At 47.4% G+C, this 21,743-nt stretch carries 21 protein-coding genes; 9 read left to right on the forward strand and 12 right to left on the reverse strand.

Annotated features, from left to right (window positions below; translation table 11 throughout):
• Positions 1 to 233: 233 nt before the first annotated feature.
• The 3 genes from istA (at position 234) to KB235_RS01320 (ending at position 3,862) form a co-directional block, all read left to right on the forward strand.
• A complete protein-coding gene (istA, locus tag KB235_RS01310) occupies positions 234 to 1,790 on the forward strand; it encodes an IS21 family transposase (protein WP_211779436.1) in 1,557 nt (518 codons plus the stop codon).
• Entirely contained in the window at positions 1,783 to 2,532 is a 750-nt protein-coding gene (gene istB, locus KB235_RS01315) for an IS21-like element helper ATPase IstB (protein ID WP_211779437.1), read from the forward strand. The genes istA and istB overlap by 8 nt, the downstream gene beginning before the upstream one ends.
• A 469-nt stretch (positions 2,533 to 3,001) precedes the next feature.
• A complete protein-coding gene (locus KB235_RS01320) occupies positions 3,002 to 3,862 on the forward strand; it encodes an IS30 family transposase (RefSeq protein ID WP_211780192.1) in 861 nt (286 codons plus the stop codon).
• Between the two features lie 261 nt (positions 3,863 to 4,123).
• Here KB235_RS01320 and KB235_RS01325 read toward each other — a convergent pair whose 3' ends face one another.
• The 6 genes from KB235_RS01325 to KB235_RS01350 all read right to left on the reverse strand — a co-directional run bounded on the left by KB235_RS01325 (position 4,124) and on the right by KB235_RS01350 (position 8,724).
• The gene (locus KB235_RS01325) at positions 4,124 to 4,831 is read right to left on the reverse strand and encodes a Crp/Fnr family transcriptional regulator (protein WP_029333958.1); all 708 of its coding nucleotides are present in this window, start codon (positions 4,829 to 4,831) and stop codon (positions 4,124 to 4,126) included.
• A 64-nt stretch (positions 4,832 to 4,895) separates the two neighbouring features.
• Positions 4,896 to 5,129: a heavy-metal-associated domain-containing protein gene (locus tag KB235_RS01330; RefSeq protein WP_026907428.1), complete on the reverse strand. Its 234-nt coding sequence runs from the start codon at positions 5,127 to 5,129 to the stop codon at positions 4,896 to 4,898.
• Positions 5,130 to 5,194: 65 nt separating this feature from the next.
• Positions 5,195 to 5,494, reverse strand: coding sequence for an iron-sulfur cluster repair di-iron protein, ric (locus KB235_RS01335; protein WP_128123856.1), 300 nt, complete (start codon positions 5,492 to 5,494; stop codon positions 5,195 to 5,197).
• Between the two features lie 33 nt (positions 5,495 to 5,527).
• Entirely contained in the window at positions 5,528 to 5,761 is a 234-nt protein-coding gene (locus tag KB235_RS01340; RefSeq protein WP_131472014.1) for a heavy-metal-associated domain-containing protein, read from the reverse strand.
• Positions 5,762 to 5,953: 192 nt separating this feature from the next.
• Positions 5,954 to 7,834: a heavy metal translocating P-type ATPase gene (locus tag KB235_RS01345; RefSeq protein WP_246514291.1), complete on the reverse strand. Its 1,881-nt coding sequence runs from the start codon at positions 7,832 to 7,834 to the stop codon at positions 5,954 to 5,956.
• 629 nt (positions 7,835 to 8,463) lie between these two features.
• Positions 8,464 to 8,724 (reverse strand): hypothetical protein, encoded by a 261-nt coding sequence (locus KB235_RS01350; protein ID WP_211780193.1) that lies wholly within the window; start codon positions 8,722 to 8,724, stop codon positions 8,464 to 8,466.
• Positions 8,725 to 8,866: 142 nt separating this feature from the next.
• Between KB235_RS01350 and KB235_RS01355 the strand changes: the two genes are divergently transcribed.
• Complete coding sequence (locus KB235_RS01355; RefSeq protein ID WP_131472018.1) at positions 8,867 to 9,703, forward strand: aldo/keto reductase; 837 nt, start codon at positions 8,867 to 8,869, stop codon at positions 9,701 to 9,703.
• A gap of 35 nt (positions 9,704 to 9,738) precedes the next feature.
• Here the strand turns inward: KB235_RS01355 and KB235_RS01360 are convergent, their stop codons facing one another.
• From KB235_RS01360 to KB235_RS01370, 3 genes are read right to left on the reverse strand one after another with little or no spacing between them, the layout of a single operon-like run.
• Entirely contained in the window at positions 9,739 to 10,557 is an 819-nt protein-coding gene (locus KB235_RS01360; protein WP_211780194.1) for a MetQ/NlpA family ABC transporter substrate-binding protein, read from the reverse strand.
• A gap of 25 nt (positions 10,558 to 10,582) precedes the next feature.
• Positions 10,583 to 11,245, reverse strand: a complete 663-nt coding sequence (locus tag KB235_RS01365) for a methionine ABC transporter permease (RefSeq protein WP_211780195.1) — start codon at positions 11,243 to 11,245, stop codon at positions 10,583 to 10,585.
• On the reverse strand, positions 11,238 to 11,984 hold the full coding sequence (locus tag KB235_RS01370) for a methionine ABC transporter ATP-binding protein (RefSeq protein ID WP_211780196.1): 747 nt from the start codon (positions 11,982 to 11,984) through the stop codon (positions 11,238 to 11,240). Before KB235_RS01370 ends, KB235_RS01365 begins: the two co-directional genes overlap by 8 nt.
• Before the next feature lie 174 nt (positions 11,985 to 12,158).
• On the opposite strand from KB235_RS01370, the gene KB235_RS01375 reads away from it, so the two are divergent.
• Positions 12,159 to 13,943, forward strand: a complete 1,785-nt coding sequence (locus tag KB235_RS01375) for an SLC13 family permease (protein ID WP_211780197.1) — start codon at positions 12,159 to 12,161, stop codon at positions 13,941 to 13,943.
• A 44-nt stretch (positions 13,944 to 13,987) separates the two neighbouring features.
• On the opposite strand, the gene KB235_RS01380 is transcribed toward KB235_RS01375, so the two are convergent.
• Complete coding sequence (locus KB235_RS01380; RefSeq protein WP_211780198.1) at positions 13,988 to 14,731, reverse strand: hypothetical protein; 744 nt, start codon at positions 14,729 to 14,731, stop codon at positions 13,988 to 13,990.
• A gap of 129 nt (positions 14,732 to 14,860) precedes the next feature.
• Between KB235_RS01380 and KB235_RS01385 the strand changes: the two genes are divergently transcribed.
• Together KB235_RS01385 and KB235_RS01390 are read left to right on the forward strand one after the other, a co-directional pair.
• Positions 14,861 to 15,292 carry a MarR family winged helix-turn-helix transcriptional regulator gene (locus KB235_RS01385; RefSeq protein WP_034816977.1) on the forward strand — a complete coding sequence of 144 codons (432 nt, stop codon included), beginning with the start codon at positions 14,861 to 14,863 and terminating at the stop codon, positions 15,290 to 15,292.
• Positions 15,293 to 15,398: 106 nt separating this feature from the next.
• On the forward strand, positions 15,399 to 15,923 hold the full coding sequence (locus KB235_RS01390; RefSeq protein WP_081825769.1) for a CarD family transcriptional regulator: 525 nt from the start codon (positions 15,399 to 15,401) through the stop codon (positions 15,921 to 15,923).
• An 88-nt stretch (positions 15,924 to 16,011) separates the two neighbouring features.
• Here the strand turns inward: KB235_RS01390 and mqo are convergent, their stop codons facing one another.
• Positions 16,012 to 17,511: a malate dehydrogenase (quinone) gene (gene mqo / locus KB235_RS01395; RefSeq protein ID WP_211780199.1), complete on the reverse strand. Its 1,500-nt coding sequence runs from the start codon at positions 17,509 to 17,511 to the stop codon at positions 16,012 to 16,014.
• A 223-nt stretch (positions 17,512 to 17,734) separates the two neighbouring features.
• Here mqo and KB235_RS01400 point away from each other — a divergent pair, with 223 nt between their 5' ends.
• Positions 17,735 to 18,145: a (deoxy)nucleoside triphosphate pyrophosphohydrolase gene (locus KB235_RS01400; RefSeq protein ID WP_034816981.1), complete on the forward strand. Its 411-nt coding sequence runs from the start codon at positions 17,735 to 17,737 to the stop codon at positions 18,143 to 18,145.
• Between the two features lie 22 nt (positions 18,146 to 18,167).
• On the opposite strand, the gene KB235_RS01405 is transcribed toward KB235_RS01400, so the two are convergent.
• Positions 18,168 to 21,047: a DEAD/DEAH box helicase gene (locus tag KB235_RS01405; protein ID WP_211780200.1), complete on the reverse strand. Its 2,880-nt coding sequence runs from the start codon at positions 21,045 to 21,047 to the stop codon at positions 18,168 to 18,170.
• 111 nt (positions 21,048 to 21,158) lie between these two features.
• Between KB235_RS01405 and KB235_RS01410 the strand changes: the two genes are divergently transcribed.
• Entirely contained in the window at positions 21,159 to 21,710 is a 552-nt protein-coding gene (locus KB235_RS01410; protein ID WP_211780201.1) for a histidine phosphatase family protein, read from the forward strand.
• Positions 21,711 to 21,743 lie beyond the last annotated feature (33 nt).

Consider the following 21,743-nt stretch of genomic DNA (forward strand, 5'->3'; position numbering starts at 1 on the left):
GTGTATTGTACATTTTCGTTTGGACCCTTTTTGCAAATTAAAACACCGGATAAACACCAACTATTTCTCTTATGATTACGGCCATTAGAATGTACCAGTCTTGCAATCTTATTTACCAAAGAGTGACAAACAATTTACCAAGTGATGCCAAAGCCCCGACCAACCTTCATATTGCCTCCTTATGATTAATGTGCACACCTAATGGTGTGACATCGTTACATGGGAGGTTTTTTATGCTTCGGTATTTAGCTATTCTAAGACTTAGGGAGCAAGGGCTGAGCCTGAGAAGTATCGCGGCTAGCACTGGCAACTCGCGTCAGAAAGTGACGGAGGTGATTGATCGGGCGACAGACAAGGGCTTGATGGGACCTTTCGATGATGACATGACCGACAAGTGGATTGAAGAGTTCTTATTCCCTGAGAAGACGCTTGAATCTTCCGGTAGACATCCGATCGATTTTGACTATGTACACAAGGAATTGGCAAAGCCGAACGTCACCCTGTCGCTCCTGCATCACGAGTACGAGATGGAGTGCCGCACGAACAAGCGCATTCCTTACTCCTATCGGAGTTTCGTCCGACATTACAGCGCCTATGCGAACAAGCATAGGGCTACGCTCCGGATTCGTCGCAAACCAGGGGAAGTGATGGAAGTCGACTGGGCCGGTTCAACCACGTTCATCATCGATCGGGACACAGGAGAAAAAGTAAAAGTATACATATTCGTAGCGACATTGCCCTGTAGCCAATTGTCTTATGCCGAGGCGAGTCTCTCGATGGACTTGTCTGCATGGATTACGTGCCATAACCATGCCTACAGCTATTTCGGTGGGAGCACCCAGATTCTCATCCCTGACAATCTGAAGACCGGTGTCACGAGAAACACGTCACGTGAACTCATCCTCAACCCGACATACCGAGAGATGGCTGAACATTATGGGACGGTCGTCATGCCCGCGCGTGTGAGCGCACCTAAGGACAAACCGAGTGTCGAGGGTTCCGTCGGTGTCATCTCCACTTGGATCATCGCCGCCTTGAGGAACTCCCACTGTTTCAGCCTAGAGGAGTTGAACCGTGAGGTTCATGAAAAGCTGGAAGAATTCAACCGTCGTCCGTTCACCCGGAAACCCGGTAGCCGTCTCTCCGCATTCGAGGAAGAGGAAAAGTTCGCGTTAGCACCACTGCCGAAGCATTCGTACAAACAATCGAGTTGGCGGGACGCGAAGGTCCGCCCGGACTACCACATATCCGTCGAGAGCATGTTTTATTCGGTGCCCTATGAATATATCAACTGTCAGGTCGAGGTGCGACTGACCGAGCAATTGGTCGAGGTGTATTTCAACGAAATGCGGATTACCTCCCACAAACGGCTGATTGGACGCTTCGGACAATTATCGACCAACCGCGATCACATGCCCGACAACCATAAGCTCTACATCGACCAGACCCCGGAGAACGCAAAAGACTGGGCAGACGAGATCGGTCCGAACACATTGAAAGTGATCGATTTCCTTCTTGGCACTGCTCAGACCGAGCGATTGGCACTCCAATCCATCTTCACGCTGAAGAAACTGGAGCGACGTTATTCCAAGTATGAGATCGAGCGCGCCTGTAAGATGGTCGTCTCCATAACCAACAGACCGACGGTCAAGGGCATCCAGAGCATCCTGTCGAACAACAAGAAGAGCGACGCCGAGCAGGAGTTGAAACGCAAGACGGAAACTGCCAACAATCACTATGGCTTCATGCGTGGTGCGGCATACTATGGGGGAGCTGATAAAGATGAATGAACAGACGATTGCCAAACTGATCGAGATGAAGATGAACGGGATGGCCGAAGCCTATGAGGAACAGTCATCCAATCGCGATTTTCAACGCATGGACTTTGATGAACGACTGGCACTACTCGTCGATTTTGAGCATTCCAGACGAAAGAACGGCAAGCTGCACCGGCTGATCCAGGCTGCCTCGTTCATCAACTCGAATGCTTGCATCGAGGACATCGAGTACCATGCCGACCGTCGATTGAACAAAGAGCAGATCCTCAGGTTGGCAAGCGGAACTTACATCTTGGACGGCCACAATTTGATTCTGAAGGGACCGACAGGGTCCGGGAAGACCTATCTCGCGACCGCGTTCGGGGTCTCGGCCTGTCGCCAGTCGTTCAAGGTGAGATACATTCGTCTGCCTGAATTGTTGGATGAACTGACACTGGCGAAGCTCGCAGCCGATGGGAGCTACCGACGACTCCTCAAAAAGTATACAAAAGTCGACCTACTCATCCTCGATGAATGGCTATTGACCGACTTGACGACTGACGAGGCGACGATCCTCCTCGAGATTTCCGAGTCGCGCCATAAGACCGTCTCCACCATCTACTGTTCTCAGATCGACCCGAGCGGATGGCATCTTCGATTAGGAAACGAGACCATCGCAGAGGCTATCCTCGACCGGATCATCCATGACTCTTATCAAATCATGATCGACGGTGAAATATCGATGAGGGAACGCCATGGCATATCAGCACGCTGACCGTCCGAGCCATCCAAGTGATGGCTCTTTTCTTCGCACTAGGTGGCTCAGTCGTCCGCAATCGATGGCTCACAATGCCGCAATCCCTTGTCCAACGGACTTTGAGTCACATGATGGTCGACATATGTCACTGAGTGGTACCGAACATGGCATTTGATGGTAAATAAAATGGCAGAGGCGGTAAAAACTCGTGGCCGTAATCACTCTTAAAGTACACTTTTCTATAAAAAATGTACTGCAAGGATTTTTCTAACCTTACAGCACACTCGAAATTGCCTTGTGTACCCGTTTGCAGCACACTATAATATTTTCCAACAAATGGGGGAAACTAATTTGTATGGAGGTGATATTTTATGGGATGAATTATAAAATTAAGTGCAACACCTGAACGTGAACGCAAAAAAAGCCCATAGCGACGGCCTCGTGTAGAATGAAGTTACCAGACAAACATTCAGACTGAGGAATCGCTATGAGCTACACCCATCTTACCACAGCCGAACGCGTGAAAATAGAGACCTATCTGGAGCTCGGGATGTCCATCCGCTCCATCGCGAGACGGCTCGGGCGACAGCCCTCAACCGTCTCGCGGGAGATCAGACGGAACCCCGGGTACAAGTCGGACCGTGCACAGGAACGCTACGTGAGGGCGAAAGCGAACTGCGGGGCCAAGACGAAGCTCGACGACAGGATGCGTCAGACGATCATAGGGAAGCTGCGGGCGACGTGGTCCCCGGAACAGATCGTGGGGCGGCTCTTCAACGGAAAGATCGCCTTCTCGACCATCTATCGCTGGATCTACTCGGGGCTGATCGATGTGCCGACGACCGCGCTCCGCCAGAAAGGCAAGCGCCGGAAACCGGTGGAGACACGCGGGAGGTTCAACGTCGGGCTGACCATCTCGGACCGACCGCAGGAGGTGCGCACACGCGAGACGTTCGGGCACTGGGAGCTCGACACCGTCGTCTCCGGACGAGGGAAGTCGAAGGCCTGCGTCGCGACGTTCGTCGAGCGCAAGAGCCGGTTCTACCTCGCCCTGCCGATCGCGGACCGTAGCGCGGCCTCGATGGAGGGGGCGATCCACACGGTCCACGCCGCCTTCCCGGAGGGCACGTTCAGGACGGCGACGACGGACCGGGGCAAGGAGTTCAGCTGCCACGAGAACGCCAACGGCCTCCTGCGCGAGTTCTTCCCGAAAGGATCGGACTTCGCGACGGTCGGCCAAGGAGAGATCGTGGACGCGCTCGCCAAGATCAACGGGCGGCCGAGGAAATGTCTCGGCTGGAAGACCGCACACGAGGCCTTCGCGGAGGAAGTGTTGCGCTTAATTTGACAAACCGTCCAGAGTAATTAGCTTAGTTAATAGGGGTGTTTTGCTAATGAATTATGCAGTTGACACAAGTTTATGTCATCTTGGTAAAATAAGTGCCAAATAAGTAGCCATTTCTCTTTCTTTTTGTAGATAAACATTGTTAAATCAACAAAAATTAGCAATCCATTTTATATGCTAATTGGATTGCTAAAATGTTTGTTATTTTATGTTTTGTACTATTAAACTTAACACGTTAATGATGGCACGCTACTCTGCTTATATTTATTTAGTATGAAGTAACAATTGATCTAAATCCATTATTTTAATTTTCTTTTTCGGTAACTGTTTAATCAATCCAAGTTCTTCTAGAGTAGTAAATTTACGGCTGATTGTTTCTGGTGTGGTACCAAGATACGAGGCTAAATCCTTTTTGGACATTGGTAAGATAATCGTTGGACTATTGCCACTTCCCTTTTCAATATTCTCAGCTAAAAAGGATATAATGCGGGTTTCTACATTTTCAATCGCTACTTGTGTGGTTTGTTTTTCAGAATCCTTTAAACGCATCGTTACTTCTGACAGTATTTTTAATGAGATCTGCGGATATTCCACCAAATACTTCTGTAAATCACCTCGTTTAATTAAACAAATAGATGTATTTTGTAGTGCTTCCGCATAATTCTCATGAATACTTCCAGGTTGGAAAATGGCGACTTCACCTGTAAAATCACCAGGATTTAAAATGCGAACAAGTTGTTCTTTTCCAGAATCCGATAAGCGGTAAATCCGAGCCTTACCTGAATTGATAATATATAAGGTATCATCTTCCTCATCTGCACGGAATAACATTTCCCCTTTTTTAAGATGAAGTGTCTTGGCAGATTCCGCAATCAAATCCATTTGTGAGTCTTCCAAATGGTTGAAAATGGGGACAATACGAATACATTCTGCATGTCCATGTTGGTGATGACAACATTGGTTTTGTTCCAAAATAACCTCTTCCTTTTATAAAAAGCCTAAGAGGGCATCGTAGGCTTCCTTTCTATTCACTCGATTAAGCAGGCTTTACCTTTGATTTGACAACAGGATATCCTAAGTCTTCAATTGCCTTTTCGATATCGTTAATAGCGACTGCTTCTGAATCAAAATCTACTTTTACTTTACTTGCATTGAACATTACTTTCAAGCTATCTTGATTCACACCGTTTATTCCTTTCACTGCATTTTCAATCTTTTGGAGACAAGATGGGCAAGATAAGGTTTCTAATTGAATCGTTGCTTTTTGCATAAATCATTTCCCCCTTCATTTTTTAACGACCGTAAACCAATCTATTCTTTTGTTTTTGAGTTACTTTAAGCCTGATATGCTTTATCTACTTCTGATAACATCTCGAATGTGCCTCCATACGTTTCACATACATCTCCAGGAATGGTGTAGTTGTCTGTGATTTTTCGTAATTGAGCAAATTCAGCATCTAAGTCAGGTTTGTTCGTACCTGCGTCTTTTACTTTTCCACTAATTGTTTCAAACAATTCACGTACTTCAAAGGCTTCTGGGTGATTCTTACCATGGGCCCGTGTAATTGCAGTGGTGTATAAATCCAGCTTTTCAAAATGGTTTGTTATTACTTCGTTAAATGTCTGTTCAGACATTATTCGTTCCCTCTTTCTTGTGGTTTTTTGGTCTTAGGCCGATTTTACTTTTGATTTGACGACTGGATATCCTAAGTCTTCAATGGCTTTTTCGATATCGTTAATGGTGATCGTTTCTGAATCAAAATCTACTTTTACTTTACTGGCATTAAATAATACTTTTAAGCTATCATGATTAACCCCGTTTAATCCTTTCACCGCATTTTCAATCTTTTGCATACAAGATGGACAAGACAATGTTTCTAATTGAATAATTGCTTTTTGCATGAATTATTTCTCCTTTCATCTTATCTTTTATTTTTTTGTTTTCCCTCTTCTTCTTTACAATTTAAGTATAGTTCAGGTTCAACGAAATGAATTTGATGCAAATCAAGTTTTAAGAAAAAGTAGGTGAGTATTTTGTTCTTCCTACCTGAATACTTCCCCTTTATCATTCATCAAGACTGCTTTCTATTAAAATTATTCTCTCAAACGGTATCGAAGCAATCTCATACCATTCAAGATGACTACTAAGATACTTGCTTCGTGAACCAACATCCCGATTGACATATTCATCCATTCACCAAATAGTAGGCTGGCAAGTAAGACTAATACCACACCAACTGCTATGGTAATGTTCTGTTTCATGTTTCTTGAAGTTGATTTTGTTAAGCCTAATGCGTGTGGTAAACGACTAAAGTCAGAATTCATTAAAACAACATCTGATGTTTCAATTGCAACATCTGTTCCACTTCCCATGGCAATTCCGATATCTGCTAAGGCTAGTGAAGGACTATCATTCACTCCGTCACCGACAAAGGCAATGATCCCGCCTTCTGCTTGCATTTTTTCGATATAAGCAGATTTTCCTTCCGGTAGCATATGACCATGTGCTTCTGTTAACCCAAGTTCTCGAGCAACTAAATCTACGGTTCCTTGGTTGTCCCCAGAAAGAACGACAAGGTTTTTGACCCCTAGTTTTTTCAGTTTTTGAAGATCTTTTTTAACACCTGGGCGGATTTGATCCCGAATACCCATCAGAACGTTTAATTCTCCGTCGACCGCAGTTAACACAAGAGAATTCCCATTTTTCTCAAAGCGTTCGACGTCTTTTTTAGCTTTTTCGCTTAATTTCACATTTTTCTTTTCCATTAAAGCTACGTTACCAACGGCTATACGATGAACACCTATTTTTGCTACAATTCCGCCACCTTTAACGACTTCGGTTTCTTCAACAGTAGAGAAAGTTATCTCGCCAATATCCTGTAGGACAGCTTTCGCTAGTGGGTGGTCCGATTCACGCTCCACACTTGCTAAATATCCTAGAACCTCTTCAGTATTTTTTCCGTAAAATTCTTTTTCGGCAACTTCAGGGTTTCCTACTGTCAATGTTCCTGTTTTATCAAAAACGATAGTATCTACTCTGCTAAAGTCATTGATAACTTCACTACCTTTTAAGAGGACACCATTACGTGCACCGTTTCCGATACCGGCAACGTTGGATACAGGAACCCCGATAACTAATGCACCTGGACATCCTAAAACAAGAATCGTGATAGCTAGTTCAATATCTTTTGAGAAAAACCAAACAATAAAACCAAGGACTAACACAGCTGGTGTATAGTATTTTGAGAATCGGTCAATGAAACGTTCTGCTTCTGATTTGGAATCCTGTGCCTCTTCCACTAATTCGATAATTCTACCAAATGTTGTATCTTCTCCAACACGATCAGCTCGAATTTGGATCGTTCCATTTTCTAAGATAGATCCTGCAAATACTTCCGAATCAACCTTTTTACTTACAGGTAGAGATTCTCCAGTAATACTTGCTTCATTAATGTGACCTTCACCAGTTAACACTGTTCCATCTACCGGAACTTTTGCACCCGTTTTAACTAATAAAATATCACCTTCGTCTACATCATCGACATCTACTTCTTCAAATTCTCCGTTTTCCATTTGCTTTAAAGCACTTTCTGGTGCCAGCTCTGTTAATTCTTTAATGGCAGAACGTGTTTTGTTCAAGGTACGCTGCTCCAAGTAAGAACCAAATAAGAATAAGAAAGTAACGATGGCTGATTCCTCATAATTTTGAATCAATACTGCTCCAATAACTGCAATGGTAACTAAAACATCAATACTGACAACTTTTACTTTTAATGCCTGATAGGCTTGGATTGCAATCGGCGCCACACCAAGAATGGATGCAATGATGAGCGACCAATTGAAAATGGCCATGTTGTCTAAGGAAAATCGTCCGAAGAATGCAAGTGCAATCAAAATTGCACTGATCAGTGTAATGGAATTCTTTTTACTTAATATACATCTTTGCATGTTGATTCCCTCCAATTTCATTTTCATTTGTATTCCTTGTTGATGACTCTAGTCTAGGATGTTTCTATGAAATAAAAATTGATTCGAATCAAGTTCTATTGTAAAAGTGAAAAATTATAAAAGAACAGCAAAACAAAACCAACTGTTTTACGGAATAACTCTTATATATTATCGAACATCGACATACAATCACAAAAATTCATTATATTGTACATTCTTTATTCAGCAGGCTTTAGAAAAGTAGTTAGTTTAAGTGTACTCTTTCACATTATCCATTGGCGTTACTCAGAATTTGCTCCAATTACTAAACAAAAGCTAATGAAGATTATGGAACAACATGATCCAGTTACCGTTTTTTTTTGGAATATCCGCCATAGGCTCAAATAGTTTGTTTAACAAACAGCTATCATACTAATCACCTAAACAGGTAGTTTTGTTTAAAATTTTGTCGCGAATGTGTGAATAACTCAACTATTTAACGAAACCCTCCAAGCTATAATAAAAAAATGGTGCTCATCCAAACACTAACAGAAAGTGTAAAAAGGGCCGTTTTGTATTTCATCATTAATTTTCGTTTATTATCTTTAAACACCAAACAAACACCAACTCTAAATCAAAAGCGCGTAAGATAGCGTGTTTTCGGGCTTTGTTCCGTATCAGTGTGAATGTTTCAAAGTATGTTCCGCCTCGGCGACTGAATAACTCGGCAACCCAAAGTAAATCGCTTCAGCAATCAATAATGAAAAGATGACTCCCATTCTTATCCGATATCGGTTTTCTAAACTCTTTAGGCCAATCAACGCCACGATAATCATACTGGTCGCCGTTCCAAACGCCGCCGAGTTTCCATACCAAGCCTCATTGACGAACATCATTCCTCCAATGGCCAATATCCCGAACATCCACCACCACTTCATCCCCATCACCTCATGCCAATTACCCCAAAAACAGGAAAATAGGCAACTCCATTTTAATTAACTCCGACCGATTCAAACGTTTGATTCCCCGGGAAAGTGGAATATCGGACAAGAGAACGGATTTTGAATGAGGAGGCATTTCATGAACATCCCAACCATCAAACTACATGACGGCTACGAGATTCCGGCAATCGGGCTCGGCACCGTTTATTTACGAGGTGAACCGGGCGTCGACGCCATCACGAGCGCTATCCGCAACGGCTATCGTCTCATCGATTCGGCAATTCGCTATGACAATGAAGGAACGGTCGGCGAAGCCGTCCGGCAATCCGGCATCCCGCGCGAGCAACTGTTTTTGACGTCCAAGCTTCGCGCCCAATACTTCGACTACGACGATGCGCTCGAGATGATTCGTGAGTCGCTCTACCGGGCGAATCTCGACTATTGGGACTTGTTCTTGTTGCATTGGCCGAACCCGAAACAAGACAAATACGTCGAGGCGTGGCGTGCCCTTATCCAAGCGAAAGAGAACGGGTGGATCCGCTCCATCGGCGTCTCGAACTTTATGCCCGAGCATCTCGACCGTTTGATTGAGGAGACGGGTGAGACACCGGTCATCAACCAAATCGAGCTCCACCCATACTTCTCCCAAGTGGAGCAGCGTCAGGCTGACAAAGAGCGCGGCATCATCACTGAGGCATGGAGTCCGTTGAGCCGAGCCCGGACCGTCACGCATGACGAGACGATCGCGGAACTAGCAAGACAAAAAGGCAAGACCGTGTCCCAAGTCATTCTGCGTTGGCACGTCCAACTCGGTGTCATCCCGCTCCCGCGTTCGTCGAGCGAGTTGCACCAAAAAGAGAACCTCGACGTCTTCAACTTCGAATTGACCGAGGACGAGATGGAGACGCTCAACGCCCTGACGAAGCAAGACGGCCGCATCGATAATCAAGACCCGAGAGAATACGAGGAATACTAAAAAAGATTGAGCCGTCTGGGCTCAATCTTTTCTCGTTAAAACGCCGGAATCGCCGTTTCTTCGTAATTTTCTTCCAAGAACGCACGGACTTCGTCACTTGTGAGTGCTTCGCCGAGTTTCTGGATGGCTTCTTCATCTTTGTTGTCTTCACGGGCCACGAGTGTGATGGCGAAGTCGTTCTCGACACCTTCCGTCAAGAGGGCATCACTCTTCGGCGTCAAGCCGAGTGGCGCCGCATAGGCCGGCGTCATGAGGACCGCGTCGACGTCGTCATACGCACGCGCGAGCATGAGCAAATCGACTTCCTCGAACTTGAGGTTCTTCGGGTTTTCCGTGATATCGGCTTGCGTGTAATACGAACCGTTTTTCTCACCGAGCTTGATCACATCGTGTTGCGCGAGCAATGAGAGCGAACGGTCGATGTTCGACACGTCGTTCGCGATGGCAATCGTCGCGCCTTCCGGGATGTCGTCCATGTTGTCATACTTTTTCGAGTAGACACCGTAGTTGGCGAAGTAAATCGGTTCGATTGGGAAGAGGTTAGCATCATTGCTGCGGTTGAACTCTTCCATGTACGGGACGTGTTGGAAGAAGTTCGCATCGACTTCTTCTGCCGCGAGCGCCGTGTTCGGCTGGACGTTGTCCCCGAGGACGACGATCTCAAGCTCGATGTTGTCTTCGGCAAGCTGTTCTTTCGCGATCTCAAGCATGTCCGTCATCGGCGGGATGAGCGATGCGACTTTGAGCGTCTGCGGCTCGTTCGACGGGGCTTCCGTCGTGTTCGTTTCTGAATCGTTCCCACACGCTGCGAGGACGAGCGTGAGTGAAGCGAAGAGGGCCATTAATTTTTTCATTGGTTTTCCTTCTTTCTGTGTTTGATTAGCGTTTGTCGATGAGACGGGCCACGGTCGTACCGGTGAACTGAATCATCTGGACGAAGAGGAGCATGATGAGAATCATGTACATCATGAGCTCCGTCTTGAACTGTTGATACCCGTAGCGGATGGCGAAGTCACCGATGCCGCCGCCCCCGACCACCCCCATGATGGTCGAGTACGAAATGAAGCTGATGATGGACGTCGTCAGCCCGAGGACGAGACCGGAACGGGCCTCGACGAATAAGAACTTGAAGATGACGTCTTTGATGGATGCGCCCATCGATACCGCCGCCTCGACGACGCCGCGCGGGACGTCTAAGAGCGATTGCTCGACGAGGCGCGAGTAATGGGCGATCGCGATGATGGCGAGCGGCACGGTCGCCGCTGCTGTCCCGATGGCCGTTCCGATGATGAGCCGTGTGAATGGAATCAAAAACACGACGAGTAGTAGGAACGGGAACGACCGGACGATGTTGACGACCAAGTTGAGGACGGAGAAGACGGCCCGATTCTCTAAGAGCTGCCCTTTTCGAGACAAGTAGAGCCATGTGCCGAGCGGTAGACCGACGAGGACGGCGGCGAGGATCGAGACGCCGACCATGATGAACGTCTCGCCGATTGAATGCCAAATCTCGGTCTGGTATTGGACGAGCACTTCAGGCATCGGTCTCACCCGCCTTCTTCAGCTGGTCGACGAACCAGCTCGGATTGTTGTCGATGACTGGCACACCGCTTGGGACGAGGTCCATCGTCTCATAAACAGACCCGTCCGCCATGACGGTCACGCGGTCACACACTTGTTTAATGACGTCCATCTCGTGCGTGACGATGACGATGGTGACGCCGAGTCGCTCGTTAATCGACTTCAACACGTCGAGCACCTCGGCCGTCGTGTTCGGGTCGAGCGAGGACGTCGGTTCATCGCACAATAAGACGTGCGGCTCGTTTGCGAGCGCCCGCGCGATGGCGACGCGTTGCTTCTGTCCCCCGCTCAGTTGGGCCGGATACTTGTCCTTGAACGATTCGAGCCCGACGAAACGGAGACATTCGAGCACCCGTTCCTTGTGCGTCGCTCTCGATCGACCGGCTAGCTTGAGTGGTGCGACGACGTTGTCATAGACGGTCTTATTGGCGACGAGGTTGAACTGCTGAAAGATCATCCCGATGACGTGTCGCTTTTCGCGAAGCTGCCGTGTCGAGAGCGAGGTCAGCACGGACCCGTCAATCTCGACCGTGCCGCTGTCCGGCGTCTCGAGCAAGTTCATGAGCCGGAGCACCGTCGACTTACCGGCACCGCTCGCCCCGATAATGCCGTAGATTTCCCCACGGTCGACGTGGAGCGAGACGTCCTTTACAGCTATATCGCGTCCAAACTGTTTGCGTACATTCGTTAACGTAATCATCGACTGTCCCTTTCCTTATGAAATCTGTGTGATACCCGTATCCCATTTTAGCGAAGTAAAGGACAAATGTCAGTTCTTCCGCTCCATCCAATCGGCTTCAGAACATTTCACTTCCCAATCGCCCACCTCGGCCTCTATAATGAAAACAGATAATACCATAGGGGGTATATAAAAATGACAATTGAAATCGGATTGACCTTCGCCGTCCTGGCGCTGGCGATTTTCCTGTTTGTGACCGACAAGCTCCGGACCGACCTCGTCGCCGTCTTAATCATGGTCATCTTGCCGTGGACCGGCGTCATCACGGCGAACGAGGCGTTTTCTGGATTCGCCTCGAACGCGGTCATCTCGGTGATTGGGGTCATGTTAATCGGATATGGCGTTGAACGCTCCGGTATCATGTCCGTCGTCGCGGGCTTCATCACGAAACGTGTCGGCGTCAAAGAAAAGAACGTGATGGCAACGACGTCGACGACCGTCGGCCTCATCTCGGCGTTCATGCAAAACATCGGTGCGGCTGCTCTATTCTTGCCGGCGCTGAAACGCATCAGCAAGAATGCGAACATCCCGGCCTCGAAACTGATCATGCCGATGGGCTTCGCCGCCATCCTCGGTGGGACGCTGACAATGGTCGCCTCGGGTCCGCTTATCATCTTGAACGACTTGTTGACCGAGTCGGGATTTGACGCCTTGAACTTGTTCGCCGTCACGCCAATCGGGCTCGCCTTGCTTGCGACGGGAATTCTATATTTTTATTTCGCGGGAAATCTCGTCTTACCGAAAGCTTCAGGTGAGAAGCTAGCGACGAGCGCCTCGTTCATGCAAGAGACGCACAACTTGACGACCGACATCCATGAGTTCGACGTCAACGCCCGGCTTACCGGCTCGACGATTGAACAACTCGATATTTGGTCGACGTACGGTCTCAACATCCTCGCCCTTCGTGAAGATGCGAGTCACGTCTATGGCCCATGGCGGAAAACGCACCTCGCCGAAGGGCAGACGCTCGCTGTTCTTGGGACGAAGGACGCGGTGGAGCGGTTCGCAGACGATTATGGTGTGAACATTAAGCCCGAGCTCGAACACTTCGCCTCGCTTGAGAACGAAGATGAGAGCGGCTTCGCCGAAATTATCATCCCACCGACATCGCCGTTCATCGGCAAGACGCTTCGCGACATCGGCTTCCGGAAAAACTTCCGGCTCGAACCGCTCGCCGTCGTCGGCAACGACGGAACGAAGACGGCACTTGAGGACGTCCCGTTTGAAGCCGGGATGCAGCTCATCGTCTACGGTCGTTGGCAAGATTTAATCAACCTTCGTAACGGTCGCGAAGTCGCGGTGCTAAGTGACGTGAAAGCACCCGAACTCGCACCACAACAAAACAAGAAAAAGCCGGCACTGTTCGCAATCGTCGTCTCACTCGGACTCGTCTTCATGGGCTTTCCACTGTCGCTCAGCTTTTTCACCGGCGCCTTGCTCATGATCTTGCTCGGCGTCATCCCGAAAGAAGAGATTTATCCGGCAATCGATTGGAAGACCGTCTTCTTGCTCGCCGGGCTCATCCCGCTCGGTACGGCATTCGAGAAGAGCGGAGCGGCCGCCTATACGGCGAACGCCATCGTCAACCTCGTCGGAGGATGGAGCACTCTCGCCATCTTGTTCATCATCGGGCTCATCACGATGTTCTTTTCGCTCTTTATGTCGAACGTCGCCGCAACGGTCTTGCTCGTCCCACTCGTCCTCATGATGGCCGACACGTTCAGTATGGACCCAATCGGACTCGCCCTTCTCGTCGCCGTCTCGGCCTCGAACTCGTTCATCTTGCCGACGCACCAAGTGAACGCCTTCATCATGGGACCCGGTGGTTATCGGAACGCCGACTATATGAAAGCCGGCGGCATCATGAGCCTACTTTTCCTCGTCGTCTCGGTACTGATGGTGTACGTATTGTTCATGTAACACAAAAAAGGAAGAATCCGCAGATTCTTCCTTTTTTGATGCGCTTAAATCGGATGACGTTTGAAGTGTTCGGCGATGTGGGCGCGCATCGCCTCCCGATTCTCAGCAAAGATGCGATGCCGGTGTCCGTTCCCCCCGGAAGGGTGCGGAAACCCGCTCACGACACGTGCTGGATCGATCAGATCGCGGTCGACGAGCGTCTCGACGGCGCGGCGCACGTTGATACCCATCGGCAAGATCAGCGCGTCTTTCAGTAAAGCCATCTCGTCCGCGAACATCCCGTAGATATAGGAGCGGAACAGATCCGTCTTCAACAGATCCGGGCTCGCCCCATTATAGTTTTTCCCTTTATAGAACACCGGGTACGGCAAGACGGCCGTGTTTTGGACGAGGTGGTTCGCAGGCCCGAACAAGTCGAGCGTCGTCTCGATGCCGAGGTGACGATGTAAGTCCAAGTCGTCGAGCATCGTCACCAAGTTTTTTCGAATCGGCCCTGAGAAACTCCCTCGTTGTTTGACGGACCGGAGCGCCTCCTCCTCCGGGGCATTTGCCAAATCACGAATCGCCTCGAACGACTGACGCATCTGGTACAGGCCCGGCGTGATGCCGGCGATGACGACTTTCGCATCCGGATTGACGTATTCGAACGGCGCGTAATAAATCTCGAGCGGTTTGACCGGGTCTGCTTCGAACAAGAACGTCTCACTCTTCAACGTCGCTTCTTCTAAGTCCGCCAAATCGAGAATCTTTTGTTTATAGGCTTGAAAGTGGTCGGTTCTCATCGGCATGGTCGTCCCTCCTTTATTGTCTGTTCTCAATAGTGACTGTATTGAAACGCCGACCGTCGCCTCAGTTTGACGCTTACGCCTTGCTTTTGTATAGTTAGGAACGACAAAAACGAATGGAGGAGTGCCATTTTGACTCCAAACGAAACGAGCTCGACCCGGCTGCTTGATTTGCTCGCCGCACGCCACGATCAAATCCGACGCATCAGCGAGCAGGCTTGGAACGACAAGCACGACATCTATATCTCGAACTCGGAATGGTACGTGCTCGCCCGGATTTATCAAAAGAAACCGACCATCGCCGAGGTGACACGAGGCGTCCACGTCTCCCGCCAGGCCATCCATAAACTCATTAAAAACTTGGACACGAAAGGGCTCGTCCTCGTGACCGACCATCCGACGAGCCGAAAAGATAAATGCATCGAACTGACCGCGCTCGGCGTGACGTGTTACGAACAGAACGAGGCGCTCAAGGCGAGCCTCGAGCGAGACATCGCCAACGCCCTTGGTGACGAGGCGTTCCAACAACTGCAGACGTTGCTTCAAGCCGATTGGAAACTGTAGACCCTTCAACGGAAAGGGTCTTTTTTTCACGGACCACGTCTTCCTCTAAATGTCAACCGAGTTGACATTTTATATCATGAACTACTATACTTGATGAAAGGGAGAGGTGATCGATTTGTTCAAAAAAGGTGATTTAATGATTTATTCGACCCACGGCGTCTGTCAAATCGACGACATTTCCGATAAGACAATCGCAGGTGAGACCAAGTCGTACTACACGCTTCATCCAATCAACAACACGCAGAAGCTTCAAATCAGCATCCCGGTCGACAGCGACAAAGTGATGATGTTGACGCTTCTTGAAGCGACGGAGGCAAAATCGATTCTCGAGTCGTTTCGTTCCCCTGGCGTCGAGTGGAATCCCCACCCGAACAACCGGAACCGTGAATTTTTGAACGTCGTCCATTCAGGCAATCGCCAAGAGATTGCACAAGTAATCAACACACTGGCACGTCGGAAGGCAGAGGCCGATTTGTTGAACAAGAAACTGTACGAGCAAGACCGTAAAATCTTAGAGAACGCTAAAACGATTCTCGTCAAAGAGTTGTCGCTCGCGCTCAAGCAGTCAGAAACTGAAATCGAACAACAGATTGCCTCGTATTTAAGCGAAGAAGCCATCGCTTCCGTTTGATTGGACCCTTCCGTGCGAAGCGGTCTTTTTTTATTTGAAAATGTAAAGGAAAAAGCGAGAATCTTTTCGTATTCTCGCTTTTGCTCATTTAATTGTGGACGACGCCTTTCTCTTTCAAACCGAGCGCCATCGCCGTCGATTCGTGAATCGTCTTGAACAGCTCCGGATGCTCCGAGAGCGAGACGCCGTAAGACGGCACCATCTCTTTGATTTTCGGCTCCCATTCCGGCATACGTGTCGGGAAGCACTGTTCGAGCACTTTCAACATGACGTGAACGGCCGTCGACGCGCCCGGTGACGCGCCGAGGAGTGCCGCGACCGATCCGTCTTCGGCGCTGACGACTTCCGTGCCGAACTGTAGCGTCCCTTTGCCTTGTGGTGTGTCTTTAATGACTTGGACACGCTGTCCGGCGACGACGATCTCCCAGTCCTCGTTCTTCGCGGTCGGGATGAACTCGCGGAGCTCGTCCATTCGTTTGGTGTGCGACAAGAGCACCTGCTCGATCAAATATTTCGTGAGCGGCATCTCTTTCGCGCCAGCCGCGAGCATCGTCATGAGATTATACGGCTTGACCGATTGAATCAGGTCGAGGTTCGATCCCTTCTTCAAAAACTTCGGCGTGAAACCGGCGAACGGTCCAAACAACAGCTCTTTTTGATTGTTGATGTAACGCGTATCAAGGTGCGGTACCGACATCGGCGGTGCGCCGACCTTCGCCTTGCCGTATACTTTCGCGTGGTGTTGCTCGATGACGTCACGGTTCTTACAGACGAGGAACAAACCGCTCACCGGGAAGCCGCCGATATGCTTCGATTCCGGAATACCCGTCTTTTGAAGGAGGTGCAAGCTACCGCCGCCACCACCGATAAAGAGGAACGGGGCCGTATGTGTCTCGATCGTGTTCGACGCGATGTCCTTCACTTTCACTTCCCAGAGCCCGTTCGTGAGCCGCTTGACGTCCTCAACGCTATGCTTGTAGTTGACCTCGACACCTTGGTCCGTCAAATGATCGAACAGCATGCGCGTGAGCGCGCCGAAGTTGACGTCTGTCCCCGTATCGATTTTCGTCGCTGCGATCGGCTCGTCGACGGGACGTCCTTCCATGACGATCGGCATCCAGTCACGAAGCTGTTCCGGATCGTCCGATAAGACCATCCCTTCGAACAACGGATTCTTTGTTAGCGCTTCCAAACGTTTTTTCAAGAAGCGGATATCTTTCTCGCCTTGCACCATGCTCATATGTGGAATCGAGCGGATGAAGTCTTCCGGTTGTTGAATCAGTCCTTTGTTGACGAGATGCGCCCAAAACTGACGCGAAATTTGGAACTGTTCATTGACGCTGATCGCTTTTGCGATGTCGAGCGTGCCGTCCGGCTTCTCGGTCGTATAGTTCAACTCGCAAAGGGCAGCGTGGCCCGTCCCGGCGTTGTTCCATTCATTCGAACTCTCTTCCCCTGCACTTTCGAGCTTCTCGAACACTTTGATTTCCCACTCCGGTATAAGCTCTTTAAAGAGCGACCCGAGCGTCGCGCTCATCACTCCTGCACCAATCAAAATGACGTCTGTTTTCTTTTGGACACTGCTCATGAAAACCCCATCCTTCTCCCCTGAATTTGTGCGGGAGACCGCCGTTTAAATCCCCATTCATCGGCAGTCCCGTTTATAATCGTTATACTGATTATAACGCTTTTGTGATGAATGATAAGAGTTAAGTACGGAATTCTTTAATTTGATTCCTGCTTAATTCTACATGACGAATAGGAATGATATGATTGACGTAATTGAAGAATAAATAGAGTGGGGCGATTTGATGAAAAAGACGGTAAAAGTTGTGGCAGCGGTGATTGAAAATCAAAATAAAGAAATCCTTTGCGCCCTTCGCTCAACAAATATGTTGATCCCGAACATGTGGGAGTTTCCTGGTGGAAAAGTTGAAGACGGCGAAAATTTGCAAGAAGCACTTGAACGCGAGATTTTCGAAGAATTAGCATGTGAAATCAAGGCGCACGAAGTGATTAATGAACATGTACATGAATATGACACGTTCATCATTCAATTGATTTCATTGCGTGCCGAGTTGCAATCAGGAACGCCTGTTGCGACAGAACACGATGCGTTAATTTGGCTGAAACGTGAAAACTTGCATTCACTTGTTTGGGCTCCTGCAGACATCCCAGCGGTCAATGATGTCATCAACCAAAAAACGAAAGCCGAGACGTGAGTTTACACGTACTCGGCTTTCATTAATGTGTCTGTTCGTGTAAGTAGTCGTAGATTTGTTGATCAACACGTTCTTGGAGAAGTAGATTCATCGTAACAACAGACAATTCTTGTCTGTCTTGACTCATCATAGTCGTATCTCGTACGGATTCAAGATCCGGTGTAACTTCTCCTAAATAGTAGAAGTCTCCACCTTCATCGTCATCTTTTTTCACAAAAAGATGAATATCGATGTTTCTTTCCTTCGATTTTATAATCTTTTGTACTTCCTCCGATTTAGTTGTTCTTCTGCTTCGTGTGTACCAATGAAATACTTCAGGATTAATAAACGCATCGCCATAATTCACACTGGCCTCCACATCTTTGCCTTTATGGTAAGTTACAAAGATTGGACATGTTTGATGCTTAATCTTATAGCCATACATCGTTGACTGTTCTTCTTTGTCCCAATTTAGTAAGCGACAAGCGTCTTTCCTCGTATATTTTTCAAGTCTCGTTAATGGTTTTGTCTGATCATATCGTTGACCTCTAGCTAAGGAAGCTGTTAACACATCATTAAACAGTTGAGTGAACCATTCATCTTTTAATAAAAACTGCATATGAGATGAAAATCTATACTCTTCATTTTCCCAAGAAATTAGGGAATGCCCTCCATATTTTAATTGATCCGCGTCTTTAAAAAAGTTTAGTGATAGTACGTTTTCTAAAGATTGAATGGTAGCTTTATCACTTCTTATTCCCTGCTCACGCAAGCGATAAATAAAGTCCTCTTTGCTTAAACTTTCTTGCTCCAACAGAAGTTCCATTAACAACACTTCATGTACTCGTTTTCCTGACAATAACTCTTGAGTCACCATCAACAGAACTTTTGAGTGCGCGGAAGAAAGGTCAGGAAGATCGTGCTCCACTATATTTAAAAAGGCACCGTAATGACCCTTCTTTGTTCCAATAACAATGGGATCCATTGAATAATGTGCCACAAAATCGCTTAACATCGGAGGTCGTCCTAAACGGTTTTTTAAATTGTGATAGGCTTCTTTTAAAACCTTTAAGTCAGTTAGTTTTGCTTGATTAATCGATTCGTAAATTCGTTCTTTTGCGATGGCTTCAAAGTTAATGGTCGACGTGCCAGAAATATAGCTACGATCGATTACTTTTCTCCGAATCGAATCTTTGTTTTGAGAGCGGTCTCCGGATAAAGCGATTGGAATCAAATAGTTATTTTTGTAGTTAGCAATGAAATCAATGACTGTCACATACTGTTTCGAATGATGTTTTCGTAGTCCACGTCCTAATTGCTGAATAAAAATGATACTTGATTCTGTCTGTCTTAACATGACGACTTGATTAATGCTAGGAATATCAATCCCTTCATTGAATATATCAACCGTTAAAATATAATCTAAACGACCTTCTTCCAAGTTAGTTACTTCAACTCGTCTTTTTTCTTGAGAATCATCTCCCGTTAAAGCACATGTTCTAAAACCTCGATGATTCAATTCCTCAGAAAGTCGTTTCGCTTCTCGTTTTGAACTACAGAACATCAAACCACATAAACGCTCTCCAGAAAAACCATAGTAATCAATCTTCTCGATAATCCGTTCTACACGTTCCTCTGACACGAGCTGAGTGAATACATCAAACTCAACTTGATTTCCACTCACTTCAAGATCTGTCACTCCAAAATAGTGGAAAGGACACAACATGTCCTCTTCAAGCGCTTCTTGTAACCGAATCTCATATGCAATGTTGTAATCAAACAACTTAAATAAATCATATCCATCTGAACGTTCAGGAGTTGCTGTCATTCCTAATAAAAATTGTGGTGTGAAATGTTCTATAATTCGTTGATATGTAACCGCTCCTGCTCGGTGACTCTCATCAATCAATACGTAGTCAAATGCGTCTCGGTCAAACTGATCTAATGTTTCTTGTTTAGAAATTGTTTGGATCGTTGCAAAGACATACCTGGCCCCCATTGCTCGGCTCGAACCTGACAGGATACCAAAATCACTTTCATCACCACCAATGACTCGATGAAAATCATTCTTTGCTTTTTGCAAAATCTGTTCGCGATGCACTACGAATAGCATTCGCTTCGGTCGATAGCGACGAACATCAAAAGCTGCTAAATATGTTTTTCCCGTGCCCGTCGCTGATACGACGAGCGCTCTTGTATTTCCATGCGCACGAACGGCCTCAATCCCACTTAAAGCTGCTAGTTGCATCGAATTAGGTTCTACTTGTAACGCTTCTTTTAATCGATTTACTCCATACGAGTCTGGAAACTCAGCTACACGTTCTCCAAAGACTGGACGATACGAACGTTCGTAAGCTGAAATCCATTCAAGTGTCAATGGAATTGAAACACTCCACATTTCTTCAAACTGATCGAGGAAGTGTCCGACAATTTCTCCATTCTCGTGAGAGGTCAACTTCAGATTCCACTCGTAATTTGTCTTTAACGCTCCAGACGTCAAATTAGAGCTTCCAACAATTAATGAGTAGTACTCTTCGTGTTGAAAAATGTATCCCTTAGAGTGGAATGCCTCAACTTCTGAAATGCGAATATCTACATTCTTCAGTTTTAATAGTTCTTTAAAGACTTTAGGTTGATTAAAGTATTGGTATGTTGAGGTCATGATTTTTCCACGGATACCTTTGTCATGTAAGTCGGAAAGCGTAGATTTTAACGTAGCTAAGCCAGCTTCCGTAATAAACGCAACAGAGAATAAGAAAGATTGGCATCCCTTTAGTTCGTCTAGAAGCGAAGTGAGTACATCTTGTCGTTTATGTTTTTCATTCATTAATAACTCAGGTTTAAATGGACTCACGTGATGATGATGCTTATCAATGAACCCCTTTTCTAACGAATTTTTGAGTTGTTCTGTAAAATGAGTCATATGTACCTCCAACATAATTTATACTAAATTCAAATAATTTCAATACCAGTATTTTATTTTACATATATTTCATTATTATCTTCTGCATAAAAATGATCAAGGAGGAACTTTATGTCTACGTTCTATCTCATCCGCCATTGCTCGGCCACCGGTCAAGAACCGGACGCCCCACTCACTGAAGCCGGCGAACAACAAGCACTCGCCCTCGCTGACTTCTTTCGAGACATTCCCGTCGACCGCATCATCTCGAGCGACTATACGCGAGCCATCGCCTCGATTGCACCACTCGCCACATCCAAACAGCTGACCATCGAGACGGAGCCGAAGTTGCGCGAACGCATCCTCTCGCTCGAACCGCGCGACGATTGGTTCGAGTTGCTCCGTCATTCGTTCACCGATGCCTCGTTCCGTGTGCCAGGTGCCGAGTCAGGTCAAGATGCGACGGACCGGATCTTGAGCGTCATCGACCCACTCGACGACGTAAACGGCACGACCGTCCTCGTGACGCACGGCAACCTGCTTGCGCTACTCCTTCAACATGTGGATAACCGCTATGACTTCGACACGTGGCGCACGCTCAGCAATCCCGACGTCTATCGTCTCGAAATTGTGGATAACTCTTGGTCCGTGAATCGCGTCTGGTCCGTCCCTGCCTGTGGATAACGTTATCCACAGAAAAAGCCGCCTCTTGAATGA

Origin of the sequence: Exiguobacterium alkaliphilum (genome assembly GCF_018138125.1) — a bacterium.
Classification (GTDB): domain Bacteria; phylum Bacillota; class Bacilli; order Exiguobacteriales; family Exiguobacteriaceae; genus Exiguobacterium; species Exiguobacterium alkaliphilum.